At 35.2% G+C, this 15,299-nt stretch carries 15 protein-coding genes; 3 read left to right on the forward strand and 12 right to left on the reverse strand.

Translation table 11 applies throughout. The features are described 5' to 3' along the window. Positions 1-87: 87 nt before the first annotated feature. Together H599_RS0104880 and H599_RS0104890 are read left to right on the forward strand one after the other, a co-directional pair. Positions 88-426 carry a hypothetical protein gene (locus H599_RS0104880; RefSeq protein WP_026713097.1) on the forward strand — a complete coding sequence of 113 codons (339 nt, stop codon included), beginning with the start codon at positions 88-90 and terminating at the stop codon, positions 424-426. Positions 427-756: 330 nt separating this feature from the next. Continuing rightward, positions 757-1,095, forward strand: coding sequence for a hypothetical protein (locus H599_RS0104890; RefSeq protein ID WP_026713098.1), 339 nt, complete (start codon positions 757-759; stop codon positions 1,093-1,095). A gap of 61 nt (positions 1,096-1,156) precedes the next feature. Here the strand turns inward: H599_RS0104890 and H599_RS0104895 are convergent, their stop codons facing one another. Genes H599_RS0104895 through H599_RS0104905 form a run of 3 tightly spaced genes read right to left on the reverse strand, consistent with a single transcriptional unit; the run spans position 1,157 to position 3,662 of the window. Next, positions 1,157-1,567 (reverse strand): DUF1456 family protein, encoded by a 411-nt coding sequence (locus tag H599_RS0104895; protein WP_026713099.1) that lies wholly within the window; start codon positions 1,565-1,567, stop codon positions 1,157-1,159. Between the two features lie 37 nt (positions 1,568-1,604). After that, complete coding sequence (locus H599_RS0104900) at positions 1,605-2,645, reverse strand: aminotransferase class I/II-fold pyridoxal phosphate-dependent enzyme (RefSeq protein ID WP_026713100.1); 1,041 nt, start codon at positions 2,643-2,645, stop codon at positions 1,605-1,607. 6 nt (positions 2,646-2,651) lie between these two features. Then, positions 2,652-3,662 (reverse strand): dipeptide epimerase, encoded by a 1,011-nt coding sequence (locus tag H599_RS0104905; protein WP_026713101.1) that lies wholly within the window; start codon positions 3,660-3,662, stop codon positions 2,652-2,654. Between the two features lie 322 nt (positions 3,663-3,984). On the opposite strand from H599_RS0104905, the gene H599_RS0104910 reads away from it, so the two are divergent. Beyond that, positions 3,985-4,389 (forward strand): hypothetical protein, encoded by a 405-nt coding sequence (locus H599_RS0104910; RefSeq protein ID WP_026713102.1) that lies wholly within the window; start codon positions 3,985-3,987, stop codon positions 4,387-4,389. Here H599_RS0104910 and uvrB read toward each other — a convergent pair. The 9 genes from uvrB to H599_RS0104960 form a co-directional block, all read right to left on the reverse strand. Next, positions 4,386-6,377, reverse strand: a complete 1,992-nt coding sequence (gene uvrB, locus H599_RS0104915) for an excinuclease ABC subunit UvrB (RefSeq protein ID WP_026713103.1) — start codon at positions 6,375-6,377, stop codon at positions 4,386-4,388. The genes H599_RS0104910 and uvrB overlap by 4 nt on opposite strands. Before the next feature lie 108 nt (positions 6,378-6,485). Continuing rightward, positions 6,486-7,775 (reverse strand): nucleoside hydrolase-like domain-containing protein, encoded by a 1,290-nt coding sequence (locus tag H599_RS0104920; protein WP_026713104.1) that lies wholly within the window; start codon positions 7,773-7,775, stop codon positions 6,486-6,488. A gap of 168 nt (positions 7,776-7,943) precedes the next feature. After that, positions 7,944-8,915, reverse strand: coding sequence for a 23S rRNA (adenine(1618)-N(6))-methyltransferase RlmF (gene rlmF / locus H599_RS0104930; RefSeq protein WP_035141194.1), 972 nt, complete (start codon positions 8,913-8,915; stop codon positions 7,944-7,946). A gap of 91 nt (positions 8,916-9,006) precedes the next feature. After that, the gene (locus tag H599_RS0104935; RefSeq protein WP_026713106.1) at positions 9,007-9,669 is read right to left on the reverse strand and encodes a thiamine diphosphokinase; all 663 of its coding nucleotides are present in this window, start codon (positions 9,667-9,669) and stop codon (positions 9,007-9,009) included. A gap of 146 nt (positions 9,670-9,815) precedes the next feature. Further along, a complete protein-coding gene (locus H599_RS0104940) occupies positions 9,816-10,637 on the reverse strand; it encodes a DUF4249 domain-containing protein (RefSeq protein ID WP_026713107.1) in 822 nt (273 codons plus the stop codon). A 4-nt stretch (positions 10,638-10,641) separates the two neighbouring features. Then, the gene (locus tag H599_RS0104945) at positions 10,642-13,023 is read right to left on the reverse strand and encodes a TonB-dependent receptor (RefSeq protein WP_026713108.1); all 2,382 of its coding nucleotides are present in this window, start codon (positions 13,021-13,023) and stop codon (positions 10,642-10,644) included. 78 nt (positions 13,024-13,101) lie between these two features. Then, positions 13,102-14,370, reverse strand: a complete 1,269-nt coding sequence (locus H599_RS0104950; RefSeq protein ID WP_026713109.1) for an MFS transporter — start codon at positions 14,368-14,370, stop codon at positions 13,102-13,104. Between the two features lie 2 nt (positions 14,371-14,372). Continuing rightward, positions 14,373-14,603 (reverse strand): hypothetical protein, encoded by a 231-nt coding sequence (locus H599_RS0104955; RefSeq protein ID WP_026713110.1) that lies wholly within the window; start codon positions 14,601-14,603, stop codon positions 14,373-14,375. 10 nt (positions 14,604-14,613) lie between these two features. Then, a complete protein-coding gene (locus H599_RS0104960; protein ID WP_026713111.1) occupies positions 14,614-15,207 on the reverse strand; it encodes a TetR/AcrR family transcriptional regulator in 594 nt (197 codons plus the stop codon). Between the last annotated feature and the right edge of the window lie 92 nt (positions 15,208-15,299).

A 15,299-nucleotide genomic window follows, 5' to 3' on the forward strand; every position in this document is an offset into this window, starting at 1 on the left:
TTTTATCTTTGGGTTAAGCAATTGTTTTTGTGATTTTTGAATGGATTTCAGTGCTAATTTTGAACTGTAATTAAAAACAAAGAAATCATGAAAAAATTATTTTTATCGGTTATTGTTGCGTTATTTATGAATACAGCTTTTGCGGCTGTGGGTTCTCCAAACAGGGATAAAGATTATGAAAAGACTTTTAAAGAGTTGGCTGAACTTTTGAATACCTATTCGAATTTTGAAAGTTTACGCGAAGAAGTTGTTGTGAAAGTAAAAATCGCTATAAATGAAAATCATGAGATTGTGGTGATGAGTACTGATGCAGCCAATAGTGAATTGAGTTATTATATTAAAAACAGTTTGAATTATCAGAAGTTAACAGCGAATGAATTAGAAATAGGTAATAAATTAGTTTTTCTGGTAAAATTTGCAAAATAAAGGAAGCTGTATTGTAATTTGTAAAACCGGTTTTATTTTTAATAAATAAAACTGGTTTTTTGTTTTAAGAGTTTTTTTGTTGAAATATCATCAAAAAAACTTCGTTTTAGGGGTGTTTTGATGATTTTTTTTATTTCGTTTTCTGTTTTTTATATAAATAGTGAAATTTAAATTATTTTTTTTTATTAGAATTTTAAAATTTGTAGTTTAATTTTTTGTCAATCGTAAAAATTGCATTGTCAATAATATAAGTTCTTTTTTTGATGTTTTTTTTGATAAATTTGTAATGAAATCTCAAACGAATTAATTTTAATTTAAAAGAAAGAAATTATGAGAAAGTTATTTTTATCAGCTGTTGCAACTTTATTTTTAACAACAGCGTTCGCTGCAGAGAAGTCTTCTAATAATCCTGAGGATTACAACAAGACTTATAAGGAAATAACTAAAATGCTCAATGCTTATCCTGCTTTTAGCGGATTAGAAGGAGATGTTTTAGTAAAAGTAAGGATTGCTATTAATGAGCATCATGAAATGGTTGTGATGAGCACTAATACAACTAATGAGGAGTTGAATTATTATATTAAAAACACGTTGAATTATAAAAAATTAACAGCAAATGATTTGGAAGCAGGTAATGGACTTGTCTTTTTGGTTAAGTTTACCAAATAATAAATAAATCCCGTCTGATATCAGGCGGGATTTTTTTATAAAATCAAAGTTCGATTTCCAATTAAGATTTTTTGTTTTTACCGTTGTTGAATTTTACTTTTTCAACCACAGGAGTTTTAGGAGCAGCTTTTTTAAAGTTGGGTTTTTTCTTGAAAGTTGTTTTTGCAACTTTTGGTTCATTAGAAACCGTTGTTTTCTTTGCAGGGATTTCGGTTTTATGTTTAGCTAAAACATCTTTTGGGTTTTTAGGATTTTCTTTTGTTCCGCGCAAATGAATGACTAAGCCGTTAAGGAAATTACGCAATACCTGATCGCCACATTCCACATAATTGGGATGTTTGGAATCACGAAAAAAAGCGCCTAATTCGGATTTGGAAATTCTGAAATCGACCAATTCTAAAATTTCTACAATTTGGTCGTCACGTAACATTAAGGCAACGCGTAATTTTTTGAAAATATCGTTGTTTGTCATTTTAAATTTTTTACAAAGGTACGCTATAAAGTGTTAGCTAATCTATTTCGGATTGATATTCATTTAGAATTTGAATGATTTTATCCAAATCTTTCTTTTTGTGATTGGCTGTAATAATAATTCGGTTCAAATAATCGGTTTCGGATGCGTATTTGAAATTGGTGATAATTATTTTTTTGGAAGCCAAAATAGTATTGATGTTTGCCATTTCAGGATAGATTACCGGATAATTTTCGTCAAAAAGAATGTTTGGGTTTGCCAAAAGATTAGTTTTTAAGTAAGCCAGATTTCTTTTTAGTTTTTTAATTTGTTTTTGGTATAACTTTTCCGAATCAGCCAGTGTGCTTACAAAAGCCGGGTTCATTCCGGCGCTGGAAACAAAAATATCATTGGATTTTATTGTATTGATAAAATCACAATCGCTGGCTATTACACCGCCAGATAATCCCATCGCTTTTCCCAGTGACGAAACTAAAACTTTGCGTTTGATTTTGGGGTGCTTTATCGAGGTGTAAACTCCGCTGCCATTTTCGCCTAAAATTCCTAACGAATGCGACTCGTCAAGCACCAAAGTTATTTCTTTATAGTCCGAAATTTTATCTAAAAAAGAAAGTGTGACTGGTTTTACGGTGTTAGAAGGAACAGCATCCGTAAGAATACAAATTTTTTCTGTTTTATTATCCAGTAATTTTGGATTTAGAATTCCATTGGTAAAAAGCGGAAGACTGTTTGAATTGCTGATAGCGACATGGTTGTTTGAAAAATGATAAAAAACATCTATATCCGATGTTAAACTGTCTAAAACAATTTGCCCGGCTAACATTCCGGAAGAAATAGTAAGGGCCGCTTCGGCCTGGATAAATTGAGCTAAAAAAGTTTCCCCTTTTTCGTAAGCGGTGAGTTTGATATTGGCATTTCGGGAACTTCCGTAAGCGGTGCCCCAACGCTCAATGTTTTTATAAAGTATTTTTTTGAATTTTTTATTTGGCGGTAAGCCCAGATAAGCTGTCCCGCCAAAGTATAAAATTTTTTCGTTATCGACTTTTATCAATCGATCGGGAAATTTGTCAACTTTCATTAATAATTATTTTAAAACAACACCGGTGCCGTTTAATTCAGAATAGCCAATTTTTCCATTTTTAATTTGGACTCCACTGGCAATATCTTCCGAAAGCAATAAGGCGCCATCCATGTCCACATAGTCTAATTGCGGAATTAAATGAGCAATGGCCGAGATTCCAACTGATGATTCGGTCATACAACCTACCATCGTTTTTAATCCCAGTTTTTTGGCTTGTTGAATCATTCTTCGGGCAGGAGTGAGTCCGCCACATTTTACTAATTTAATATTTATTCCATGAAAATGATTAAAACATTTGGCAACATCGTTTTCTACAATACAACTTTCGTCAGCTATAACTGGTAAAACCGAATGTTTAAAAATAATTTCGTGTCCTTTCCAATCGTCTGCTTTTAAGGGCTGTTCTAAAAATTCTACGCCCAGTTTTTTTAATTCTACGGCATTATTTAGTGTTTCTTCAATTTCCCATCCACAATTAGCATCAATTCTAAAAATGGCATCGGTATGTTCTCTTAAAGCTTTTACGATGGCAATATCTTCTTTGGTGCCCAATTTTATTTTGTAAATAGGCCAGGGAAGTTCTTTCATTTTAGCCACCATTTTGTCGATGGTATCGATTCCAATGGTATAATTGGTCAAAGGATTTCTTTCGATGCTATAATCCCAGAGTTCATGTAGTTTTTTACCTTTTTTTCGGGCATATAAATCCGTGAAAGCCATATCCAGTGCACAAAGTGCAAACATGTCGTGTTTTAAATGCGGATACATTTTTGCCCAAAAGTCTTCGGGAGTTTCATCAACAGAAGACTCAATGAGAGTTCGTACGGCTTCTAAATCCTGTTTCATCATGGGGACACTTATGTGGTAATAAGGATTTGAAGTTGCCTCACCATATCCGGAGAATCCGCCACTTTTTAATTGTACAATTAAAGAAGGCTGAATATCGATTGATTCTCTAGAGATTGTAAAAGTGTGCTTTAATTGTAGCTCGTATTCTCTAATAATCAATTCCATAATTGTCTGGTTTTATGATAAAATTAAGCTATAAAAATGAATATTATTTAGTGAAGATGAAGAATTTTGATTTTCGGAATTTTTTAATCTCATTTTGCATAAATAATAAAAAACAATAGTGATAAAAGTGTTTTCTGTAAAAAGTGAATTTTGCAACTACGTATTTTGGGTGCAAAAAATTAAAATCTTGTGATTTTTTTGTCTTTTTTTCCTTTTTTATGTTGGAAAAAAAATGTGATTTTTTAATTAAATTGTTTGATTGTGGATATTTCTTTGGGTTTTTAGCATAAAAAATGATATTTTAGCTAAAATTATTTACGATATGAACACTTGTGAAGAAAAAAAGAAATTGCTTTTAGAAATGATTGCTTATGCAACCGTTGACGGACAATTGAATAAAAAAGGTTATGATTTTTTATTCTTAATTGCTAACGAATTACATTTCGAGAAAGGAGGTTTTATTGATTTATTAAGTCAGGAATTACCTCCGATGCCGGAGAATATCAAATTGGGGCGTATCAAGCAATTTTACAGGTTAATTCTCTTTTTTCAGAACGATGGTGTGTTGTACAAGCAGGATCCGGAGTTGATAGGTCATATCGCTATCAGTATGGGATTAGATCTTGATGCGACTAAGGTGCTGTTGAAAAAAATCAAAAATGCTCCTAATTCAACTATTTCTGATGAAATGCTGTGGAGTATTTTTCAAAATGATTTAGATTATTAAGCCAATTGTTCCTGTAATTTTTTTATTTCGTCACGTAATTTTGCGGCTTGCATAAAGTCGAGTTCTTTTGCGGCTTTTTCCATAGATTTTCGCTTTTCGCGAATGCGTTTCTCTATTTCATTTTTAGATAAGTATTCATTTGTTTCTTCCGCAGCCTTATTGACAGTATGTCCTAATTCATATTCAACCAAAGGATTTTTGGTAAATACATTGTCGATCTTTTTGTTTAATGCCTGAGGAACAATATTGTTGGCGGTGTTAAAATTAATCTGTTTGGTTCTGCGGTAATTGGTCTCATCAATCGTTTTTTGCATGCTGTCGGTAATTTTATCCGCATACATTATGGCTTTTCCATTCAGATTTCGGGCGGCACGACCAATGGTTTGCGTAAGCGAACGATGCGAACGTAAAAAACCTTCTTTGTCAGCATCGAGAATAGCAACCAGCGAAACTTCAGGTAAATCCAAACCTTCGCGCAATAAATTTACCCCAATTAAAACATCAAAAAGTCCTTTTCGTAAATCCTGCATGATTTCGATGCGTTCCAAAGTATCCACATCCGAATGAATGTAACGGCAACGAATGCTTACTTTGGCTAAATATTTGGCAAGTTCTTCCGCCATTCTTTTAGTAAGGGTTGTAACCAAAACACGTTCGTCCAATTCGCAACGTTGTTGAATTTCCTCAATTAAATCATCAATCTGATTCAAACTTGGACGAATTTCGATAACAGGATCGATTAATCCAGTTGGTCGGATAATTTGTTCCACATAAATTCCTTCGCATTTTTTCAGTTCATAATCAGCCGGAGTAGCTGAAACATAAATTACCTGATTTTGCATCGCTTCAAATTCCTCAAATTTCAGCGGGCGGTTATCCATTGCTGCGGGAAGTCTAAAGCCGTATTCCACTAGGTTTTCTTTTCGGCTGCGGTCGCCACCGTACATGGCATGAACCTGCGAAAGCGTTACGTGACTTTCGTCCACTACCATCAGATAATCTTTTGGGAAATAATCTAATAAACAGAAAGGTCTGGTTCCTGCTTCACGACCATCGAGGTAACGGGAATAATTTTCAATACCGGAACAATAGCCTAATTCACGAATCATTTCCAAATCAAAATTAGTACGTTCTTCCAGTCGTTTGGCTTCGAGGTGTTTTCCTATTTCTTTGAAATAATCCACTTGTTTAACCAAATCTTGCTGGATTTGCCAAATAGCATTTTGTAAAACATCCGGAGAAGTCACAAACATATTGGCTGGATAAATGGTTAGTTTATCAAATCGCTCAATGACTTTGGAAGTTTGGATGTCAAAGCTTTCGATTTCTTCTATTTCATCTCCAAAAAAGTGTATACGATACGCATCATCGGCATAGCTCGGGAAAACTTCTACGGTGTCACCTTTGATCCGGAAATTTCCCGGATTAAAGTCGGCTTCCGTTCTCGAATACAAACTTTGGACTAAAGAATGTAACAGTTTCGTTCTGGAAATCTCCTGATCTCTTTCGATAGCAATCACATTTTTTTGAAATTCTACTGGATTTCCAATACCGTACAAGCAGGAAACCGAAGCCACTACGATGATATCTCTTCGTCCTGAAAGTAAGGAAGAAGTGGTGCTTAAACGCATTTTTTCCAGCTCGTCGTTAATAGATAAGTCTTTTTCGATATAAACACCAGTAACCGGAATAAAAGCTTCCGGCTGGTAATAATCGTAGTAAGAAACGAAATATTCTACGGCATTATTGGGGAAAAACTGTTTGAATTCCGAATACAATTGCGCTGCTAAGGTTTTATTGTGTGCTAAAACAAGGGTTGGTCGTTGTACTTCCTGAATCACATTGGCCACCGTAAAAGTTTTTCCGGAACCGGTAACACCTAAAAGTGTTTGGAATTGGTCCCCATCAATAATACCTTGTGCTAGTTTTTCAATAGCCTGAGGCTGGTCGCCCATAGGCTTGTAATCCGAAACAACTTGAAATTTCATTTGTTTTTTGTTGCAAAGTTTAGACTTGCAAAGGTACAAAGTTTATTGGCAATTTTAAGGAATTTGGTTTTTGTTGAGCAATGATGTAATTGTGGAATTATGAGGGGTTTATTTCAACCAATTCCAACGTTTTGCCCAATCGTCTAAAATGGCTTTTCTCCATTTTGAAACGGTTTTTCCTCCCTGGATTTTTCCATCGTATAATTCCGGATTTGATTTGTCGCTGTACCAATTATTACCCAAAGGATAATCGGTGGAATGTTTTGTTCCCGGCCATAAATTGGTCACGACAAGGCTTCCTTTTAAACCGTTAATTTCAGGAATTTCAGAAGTGAAAATGTAATTCAAATTTTCAGCTTTTTTGGGAATATATCTGATGGCATAATCTCCGTTGCCTAAATAATAGCCCGGCCATTTTTGCGTGGCATTTCCGTATGGAATTTCCATTTGGAAGCAAACGTCATCCGAAGTAAAATTTGATTTTGGCCCTTTTAAATGCATTTCGATAATGGAACAAAAAGCAACGCTGTCTTTAACACTAGTGGTTTGATTGTAAATTAATCGGGGACTGTGATTTATTTTTTCAAAACTTCCGCCCCAGCTGTCTCTTTCCGGATTGTCTGGATTGCCATCCATCAAATAAAAAAGAGAAGGGGAATCTCCCATTTTAATTTCGCCGTTGTAATATTTTTTGAAATCCAAGCCCAAATTTCCCGCTCCTTTGATAACAGTGTCATAATAATTTGAATTGTTTACCTGATCTATTTCGGTTGTATTGGAGAAAAAACCGTAATAGCTTGAATTGACTTCAATGAAAAACAAATTTGGGAAATTTTCAGCGATGTAAGCATAACTGTTGGCGCTCCATTTTTTATTAGGGCCGCCTATCCAATAGATTTTAATTTTATCCTGAATTTCCGGTGCATCGTGCAAAGCCTGTGCGATATCTTCCAAACCACCCCAACCCAAAACCCAAAGAGGTTGTGTGCATTCTTTCTTTGCACATTTAATAATCCAATCCGAACCTTCTGTTGAGGTACTGAATCCTTGGTATGGTGCGTTTCCTTTACGTCCCTGTTTAGTGATGGAACGTAAATATTTTGGCTTAGCCAAATTCTTATTGTGTTTTCTAAGTTTTGGTAAATCTTTTTCGTAAAGATCAATCATTCTAAGAATCTCTTCTTTGTTTCCTTCTCCATAAGAAGGAGAGGAAACTAAGCCTTCGAGTTGAAACAAATCGCTATACATGAGCAAATGTGCCATGGATTGATTATCGTCAGGATCGGTGCCACCAATATCAGTACTAATTAAAACCCGGGGTTTTGCAGGTGTTGAGTTTTGTGCTGAAATCAGGCTTTGTGTTAAACAAAATAGGGCAATAAAAATTGGATTTCTCATGTTTCTTTTTGTTTTATTCTAGATTTTTAGTCTCAAATAGCGATTTTGATAATTCTGAAAAAGATATTTCAGTTAAAAGTAAAGCTGTTAAAGATAATTTTTTTAGTTGTAAAAACAAACAAAAAGAAAATAAACGAAAAAAAAGAAAGAAATAAAAAAGAGGATTTATTAAAAAAGAGGCTGTTTAATTTCAAATTCCCAATCCTGTTGTTGGGTTTCGGTTAGAAAAGACCAGGCCAGAATACGGCTGGTTTTTTGTCCCTGCGCCATGTCAATTGAGCGAATTTGTGCAGCATTGACTTTGTTTAGGGTTTTGAATAAACTTTTCAGATGTGATTGTTTGGAAACCAAAGTGGTAAACCAAAGACATTGCATTGGGTAGCGCGCACTTTCATAAATCATTTGGGTAATAAAAGCCAGTTCGCCACCTTCGCACCAGAGTTCGTTGTTTTGACCGCCAAAGTTTAAAACCGCTTTTGTTTGTTTTTGACCTTTTAAATTGCTCACTTTTCGCAGACTTCCCTTAGCGGCTTCTTCTGCTGATTTATGAAAAGGAGGATTGCAAATGGTGAAAGCAAAATGATCTTCGGGCGTGATAATGTTTTTGAAAATGTATCGGGATTCTATTTGCTGTTGTAAACTGACAGCATCAATCAATTTTGGATTGGCTTCAATAATTTTGGTGCAATTTTCAAGTGATTTTTCATCAATGTCAGTACACACAAAACTCCAGTCGTAAACCGAATTTCCGATGATGGGATAAATACAGTTGGCTCCGGTTCCAATATCTAAACCTTCAATTTCTATTCCGGTTGGAATGACGCCGTTATTACTTTCGGCTAATAAATCGGCTATATAATGGATGTAATCGGCTCTTCCGGGGATAGGCGGGCAAAGGTAATTTTTAGGAATGTCCCAGCCTTTTATGTCATAATAACTGATTAATAAAGCTTTGTTTAAGGTTTTTACGGCTTGTGGATTACTGAAATCGATACTTTCTCCCGAAGTCTCCGGATGATGTTCATTGGTGAGAACAAATACTTTTAGTTCCGGACAAACGGCAGTAAGTTGTTTGAAATCGTATCGGGAACGATGCAAATTGCGGGGATGCAAATTAGATTTTTCAGTAATTACGGCCATTTTGATTTGCTTCAAATTTTTTTGCAAAAGTAAGCTTTTAATTTGTAAATGGATAATAATAAGAAGTTTAAGTGTGTTTTTGTTAACCAGCTTAATCCATGCATTCCATTAATAATAAATCGCCTTGCTGATGCTCGATGATAACCATTCCGTCCTGAACGACATGATTGCTGCTTCCGGTGCGGTATCCGATAGTCAGGCTGTCATTTTGTAACGGATAAAAAAGATTTTCGGAATGAATTCCCGTAACATGCCCAATCGGAATCAGGGAAATAGGAGTGTTAGCGGTGTACCATTTTTCAAATTTTCGAGGCAATAAAAAAACTTTAGAATGATCATCGAGAATGACAATTTTTAGTTTGTCGCGGTAACGAACGATATTCGTTAAATTGGTAATCGTATGATCGGCTCTTTTTCCGGTGGCCCAAACAACATTGACAGCTGAAAAATTTCTTTCGCACAAATAATCAAAAGCTTTTTCTAAATCGGTTTTGTCCTGATCCGGTGTGTGTACAATTTCCAGCGGATATTGTTTTTCTTTGTAATAATCGGCATCAAAACCACGGTCGAAATCCCCTAACAAAACATCAACTTTAATGTCTAATTCCAAAACACGTTCAATAGCTGAATCCAGTACAATTACAAAAGGAGACCATTCGAGTAACTGACCTAATAATTCAGGGGTACAGGCAGCGCCATTGGCAATAATTAAGGCAGGTTCCTGATCGTCGCGAACAATATGATGTGATGACAAAAGAATTAAAGTTTTAAATTAGATATTTTAGGTGACAAAGATAACTAATAGTTTTTTGTTTTTTTAGCCACAGATTGTACAGAATTTGAGGATTGTTTATTTGTGGATTTTGCGAAAAACTTGTTTGCTGTGCGGTTTACAATAAATTATTGCACTACATAACGACGTAAATCCGTTTCGCCCAACGCAAAATAACCTAAAGCATAATTCTGCGGATTAGTGATGTTTTTGATATTTCCTCTTACGGTTGCGGGTGGGGTTTGGAACGGACCTCCGGAATTAGATCCGGTATTGTCAATTAAAATATTCATGTAATTGTAATATTGTTGGGAAATTCCCATGTGCATTAATTCTACCACATCTCCGGCTTTTAAATCGTCATTGCTTGAATTACTAAAGAATTCGTTTCCCTGAAAAAATCGGTCGTCATCAATGCTGTAACTTATTGTGGCTTCGTTAGTATATTGATAACGGTACAGGTAGAAATTATCTTCGTTAGCAGGATCGTTATAGTACGCTTTTACCTCGATGTCTTTTCCGGTAAAACCACCTTCATTATTTTGCTCCACTCTGGTTATTGATGCCAATGATTGAAAAACTTCTGTGGCAACGTAGGTTTCATCGTTGTAAATAATCGTAAGTGTGTAAGTTTCTCCAATTTTAGGAACAAATTCCGTGCAGGCATATTCGCCGGAATTCGGAATTTCTTCGAAATTAAAAATGGTGTTTTCACTGTTCGTAATCTTGATATTTGCTCCGGTGACAATAGGGATTTCAGTATCGTAATAGCCGGTTGTGGTAGTTAATTTTATTTTTTGTGCATTGCCACTGCTTTCTTTTATCCAATAAATGGAAGCTTCGACAACGAGTCGGGGAGCAGCTGTGTTTAATTTTAAATCAACCACTTCTTCGCAACTGGAACACAAACCGATAAGAAGAATTATAAAAGGGAAAAATATCTTTTTCATAGTATTAAAATTTAAAATTATAGCTCACCGCAGGAACAATCCCAAAAATGGATGTTTTTACAGCTTCATTAGCAGCCGTATCAGAGTTTTGTCTAAAATTCATGGAAGCTGCATTTTGTCTGTTATACAAATTGTAAATGCTAAAAACCCATTCGCCTTTCCAGTTTCTATCTTTATTTTTAGCAGGCGTGAGTGTTGCTGAAACATCCAAATGATGATAAAGAGGCAAACGGTTTCTGTTACGCAAACCGTAATGGGGTACATCAACTCCTAAATAATTGTATTTGCCATCGGGATAAGTCACCGGCTGTCCGGATTGCAGGATAAAATTAGCTCCAAAATCCCATTTTTCATTCAGTTTGTAAGCTGAGGTAATGGCCAGATTATGGGTTTTGTCATAAGCGGAATTGTACCATTTTCCGTAATTAATTCCGATTTCTTCGGGAGTTCTGCCCGGAGTTTGTTGTTCTGATTTTGACAAAGTATAAGAAATCCAACCGTTTAAGCGACCTTCATTTTTTTTGAACATCATTTCAAGTCCGTAAGAGCGCATTCTTCCATTTAAAACCACCTGTTCGATGGCTTCATTGGCAATTAAATCGGCGCCATCAATATAATCCATGCGATTTTGGGTTTTCTTGTAAAAACTTTCAATTTCAATCGAATAATCGCCGTTGCGAATGTTCTTAAAATAACCAATAGCCACCTGATGGGCAATTTGGGGTTTGATGTAGGTATCACTTGGCATCCAAACATCCAATGGAGTTGGAGACGAGGTATTGGAAACCAACTGTAAATACTGTACCATCCGGTTGTAACTGGCTTTTACGGCTTGGTCCTCGTTAAGTTGGTAAGAAACAGCAAAACGTGGTTCGAAGTTGTTGAAGCTTTTTATAGTTTTGTTTTTACCATAATATTTTGTTCCAATGGGAATTGCTTTTTCATAAATCCGGAAGTCCGAATTGAAAACAACCGGATTGTTATTTTCGTATAAATTAATGGTCGAATTTCCTAAACGGTAAAATAAACTGTATCGCAAACCATAAGCAACAGTGAATTTTTTACTGATTTTGTTTTCGGCTTCTATATAAGCAGCCGGTTCAAAAGCGTATTTTTGATCTAATTGATCCGGATTTATTCCGGAATCTTCAGAAGAAGGGACGATGGTTCCGGGATTGAAATTGTAATAAATTCCATTGACACCATAATTCAATTTGAAATTATCGGAAATATAATTTTTAAAATCATATTTGATATTGTAATTTTTAATGCCCGATTCCCAGTTAAAACCTATAAAATCCAAATCCAATCCGTAATAATAATCGCTGTAAATCAATGACAAATTCGAAAATAATTTATCTGAAAAAAGATGATTCCAACGTAAATTGAGCGTTGTGTTTCCGTAAGTATTGCTGAAACTTTTGTCTATGGCAAAAACATCCCGTCCAAAATATCCCGATAAATAAAGACTGTTGTTGTCGTTGATTTTGTAACTTAATTTGGTATTCAAATCATAAAAATAGGCAGAGTTATTTTTTTGTTCTTCAGAAAGTTTTAGGAACAAATGCGCATAAGAAGCCCGGCCCCCAATTAAAAACGAAGCTTTGTCTTTTACAATCGGACCTTCAGCGAGTAATCGGCTGGAAATCAATCCGATGCCGCCATTTACGTGAAAATCATTGCTGTTTCCGTCTTTTTGATAAATATCTAAAACTGAGGAAGCCCGTCCTCCAAAACGTGCCGGAATTCCGCCTTTGTATAATTTTAAATCTTTGATAGCATCAGGATTAAAAACCGAGAAAAATCCAAAAACGTGTGAAGAGTTATAAATCGTTGCTTCGTCCAAAAGAATGAGGTTTTGGTCTGCACCACCACCGCGAACATTAAACCCAGAGGCTCCTTCACCGGCATTAGTAACTCCCGGTAACAGTAAAATAGATTTGATTACATCAACCTCTCCTAAAACAACGGGCATTTTTTTAATAGAAGCAATAGATAGTTTGTTGACACTCATCTCGGGCGTTCGGGTATTGCTGCGTCCGGAATTATCTTTGATAACTACTTCGTTCAATATTTCGCCATTTTCTTTAAGCTCCCAATTCATTTTGGTGCTTTGGTTTAACGAAACATTTTTTTCGATATTTTGGTAACCAATATAACTGATGTTAATGTTATGATTTCCCTGTGGCACACTGATGGAGTAAAATCCATATTCATTGGTAGTGGTTCCGGTTTTCAAATCCGGAAAATAGACGTTAACACCAATCAAGGTTTCATTGTTTTTACCATCAGTAATGATGCCGCTCAACGTGAATTTTTGCTGTGCAAAAGCAGAAAAACTGACCAGCAATATGGTTAAAAGAAGATTTATTTTTTTTAGAATCATTTTGAGTTTTTTGTAGTACAAATTTCTGTTATTTGTAAGGTAAAATCAATTGAACAACTGTTAATTTAAAGTGATTTTTTAAGCTTCTGAAATGCTAATAGCAGTATTAGTGTCCTGTTCAGGATTTTTCTTCAAATGTTGGTTTACACGACTGAGCAGAATAATGGAAATAAAAGAAATTCCGATGATGATATAACCTAAAGTGTTGTAATGTTCCAGCGGACTGAAATTGTCTTTTTGTACTACAATAGTTCCGGCAAAGGCGGCAGCGATTCCTCCTGAAATTTGCTGCAATGAAGAGTTAATACTCATAAAAGCGCCTCGGTCTTCTTTCGCAGGAACAGAAGTTACTAAGGCCGTTGAAGGAACCATTCGGCTCATAACGCCCATCATCATAATCACATTGATTAAAGCAACTAATAAGAAAGGAGTTTCAGAAAGATTGGTGTAAATGGCAACCGTAATAATGGTCCAAATAGTAGCTGCAGTGAAAATCTTGAATTTATCAATTTTATCACTTAGTTTCCCAATAACAGGCATAATGATAAGTGTTGATAAACCGGCAATCATAAAAATTAAAGGAAGTTCTTCTTCGGTTATTTTTAAGTTGTTGATAGCAAAAGCACTTCCGAAAGGCATTAGCATAAAGCCTCCAAGAGAGAGAATTGCCGTTGCGGCAAATCCTATGCGGTATTCTTTTTTGCTGATTGTATGCAAAAGATGTTGTAGCGGTGAATTTTCTTTTTGTATCGCAAGATGTTCGGTTAATGGTTTTAATTTGAGCGCGATTAATACCGCAATTACAACAGCCATTGCTGCGACCCATAGAAAGGGAGCGTGCCAATCCCAGGCTGTGGCAATATAAAGTCCAAGCGGAATGCCAAAGATTTGACTGGCTCCAAAAGCCATTTGTATAAATCCCATAACACGTCCGCGTTGTTGCATCGAAAATAAATCGGTAACAATAGCCATGGAAATCGATCCGATAACACCGCCAAATAATCCGGTAATGATTCTGGCGGCAACCAATAGAGGGTAAGAATTAACGAGTCCGCACAAAATGGTTCCTAATATAAATCCGGTATAAAAGAAAAGGAGCAATTTTTTTCGGTCAAATTTATCCGCAAAACCGGCTGTTAATAATCCGGATATTCCGGCGCTAAAGGCGTAAGCCGAAACGACTAATCCAAAATGGGATGGTTTTATTTGCATGCTTTTCATTAAAATATCACCCAATGGTGACATGACCATAAAATCAAGAATTACGGTAAACTGTGTTATTGCCAGAATGAATATGGCAAACTTCTGATAGGAAGTAAAAGGAATCGCCTGGGGAGTTTTTTTCATTTTTATTCGCTTAGTTCAGAACATTTATAATCCTGTTCTGTTATTAGTTTGATGATTTGTTCTGCATTCAGGGTTTCACTTTCGATGCGTAAAACAGAATCGATATCTTCCAGATCAATATTCCATTGGTGGATTTCCGGATGTGCATCTAAAATAGGACTTATACTATTTTTATCCTTTTCCGTTTTGATATTTGTCCCGAAAATTAAAATATTGTTGATTTCATTTTCCATAACCAAAGTTTTAAGGTGTTAGTGCTTTTAAAACCAGTTCAAAAGCTTCGTTAGTGATTTCTTTATTAAGTTTAAATGGCTCTCCTCCAAAGTTCTTTCCATCTCTTTCAAAGCGCAATAAGGAGTATAAAGGACCATAGGCTACACTCCAAAAAACCTCTTTCGAGATTGTTGGAATTAATTCTTTACGTTCAACAGCATTTTTAAAGAATTGTCCCATAATAATTTTGAAGTTCTGAAGACTTTCTTCTAAAATTTCTTCTGCATAACTGGAATGCGTTAAAACTTCCCAACAACTTACATCAAGTGGATTTTCCTGAGTATGACGGCTTCTGTTTTCCCATTGTTTGTATAAGCCTTCTTTGAAAGACATTGCAGGAGAGAAGTCTTTTGCCATTTCATCAAAAAAACGTTTTCCTATTTCAATTCCAATTTTTTTGATTAATTCTTCTTTGTCAGAATAATAGATGTAAAGTGTTGCAACTGAAATTTTACTTTCTTTTGCCAGTCGGTTCATGCTAAAACCTTCAATCCCTTTTTCAACTAATAGTCTGATTGCATTTAGTTTGACTATTTCTTCTTTATTCGTATCTCTTGTTCTCATTGTTTTTTTATGTAACGGAGCAAAAGTATTAATTATAAATGAATGTTCGCTTATTTATAAAAAAAATATTTTCTAATTAAAAAAGCAAAAAA

Origin of the sequence: Flavobacterium daejeonense DSM 17708 (assembly GCF_000425425.1) — a bacterium.
Lineage (GTDB): Bacteria > Bacteroidota > Bacteroidia > Flavobacteriales > Flavobacteriaceae > Flavobacterium > Flavobacterium daejeonense.

Bases quoted from the DNA above. Each gene is read 5' to 3' on its own strand.
- H599_RS0104940 (WP_026713107.1), bottom strand. From the start codon at position 10,637: ATGAAAAAGATATTTTTCCCTTTTATAATTCTTCTTATCGGTTTGTGT.
- H599_RS0104945 (WP_026713108.1), bottom strand. From the start codon at position 13,023: ATGATTCTAAAAAAAATAAATCTTCTTTTAACCATATTGCTGGTCAGT.
- H599_RS0104955 (WP_026713110.1), bottom strand. From the start codon at position 14,603: ATGGAAAATGAAATCAACAATATTTTAATTTTCGGGACAAATATCAAA.
- H599_RS0104900 (WP_026713100.1), bottom strand. From the start codon at position 2,645: ATGAAAGTTGACAAATTTCCCGATCGATTGATAAAAGTCGATAACGAA.
- H599_RS0104880 (WP_026713097.1), top strand. From the start codon at position 88: ATGAAAAAATTATTTTTATCGGTTATTGTTGCGTTATTTATGAATACA.
- H599_RS0104895 (WP_026713099.1), bottom strand. From the start codon at position 1,567: ATGACAAACAACGATATTTTCAAAAAATTACGCGTTGCCTTAATGTTA.
- uvrB (WP_026713103.1), bottom strand. From the start codon at position 6,377: ATGAAATTTCAAGTTGTTTCGGATTACAAGCCTATGGGCGACCAGCCT.
- H599_RS0104910 (WP_026713102.1), top strand. From the start codon at position 3,985: ATGAACACTTGTGAAGAAAAAAAGAAATTGCTTTTAGAAATGATTGCT.
- H599_RS0104950 (WP_026713109.1), bottom strand. From the start codon at position 14,370: ATGAAAAAAACTCCCCAGGCGATTCCTTTTACTTCCTATCAGAAGTTT.
- H599_RS0104905 (WP_026713101.1), bottom strand. From the start codon at position 3,662: ATGGAATTGATTATTAGAGAATACGAGCTACAATTAAAGCACACTTTT.
- rlmF (WP_035141194.1), bottom strand. From the start codon at position 8,915: ATGGCCGTAATTACTGAAAAATCTAATTTGCATCCCCGCAATTTGCAT.
- H599_RS0104960 (WP_026713111.1), bottom strand. From the start codon at position 15,207: ATGAGAACAAGAGATACGAATAAAGAAGAAATAGTCAAACTAAATGCA.
- H599_RS0104890 (WP_026713098.1), top strand. From the start codon at position 757: ATGAGAAAGTTATTTTTATCAGCTGTTGCAACTTTATTTTTAACAACA.
- H599_RS0104920 (WP_026713104.1), bottom strand. From the start codon at position 7,775: ATGAGAAATCCAATTTTTATTGCCCTATTTTGTTTAACACAAAGCCTG.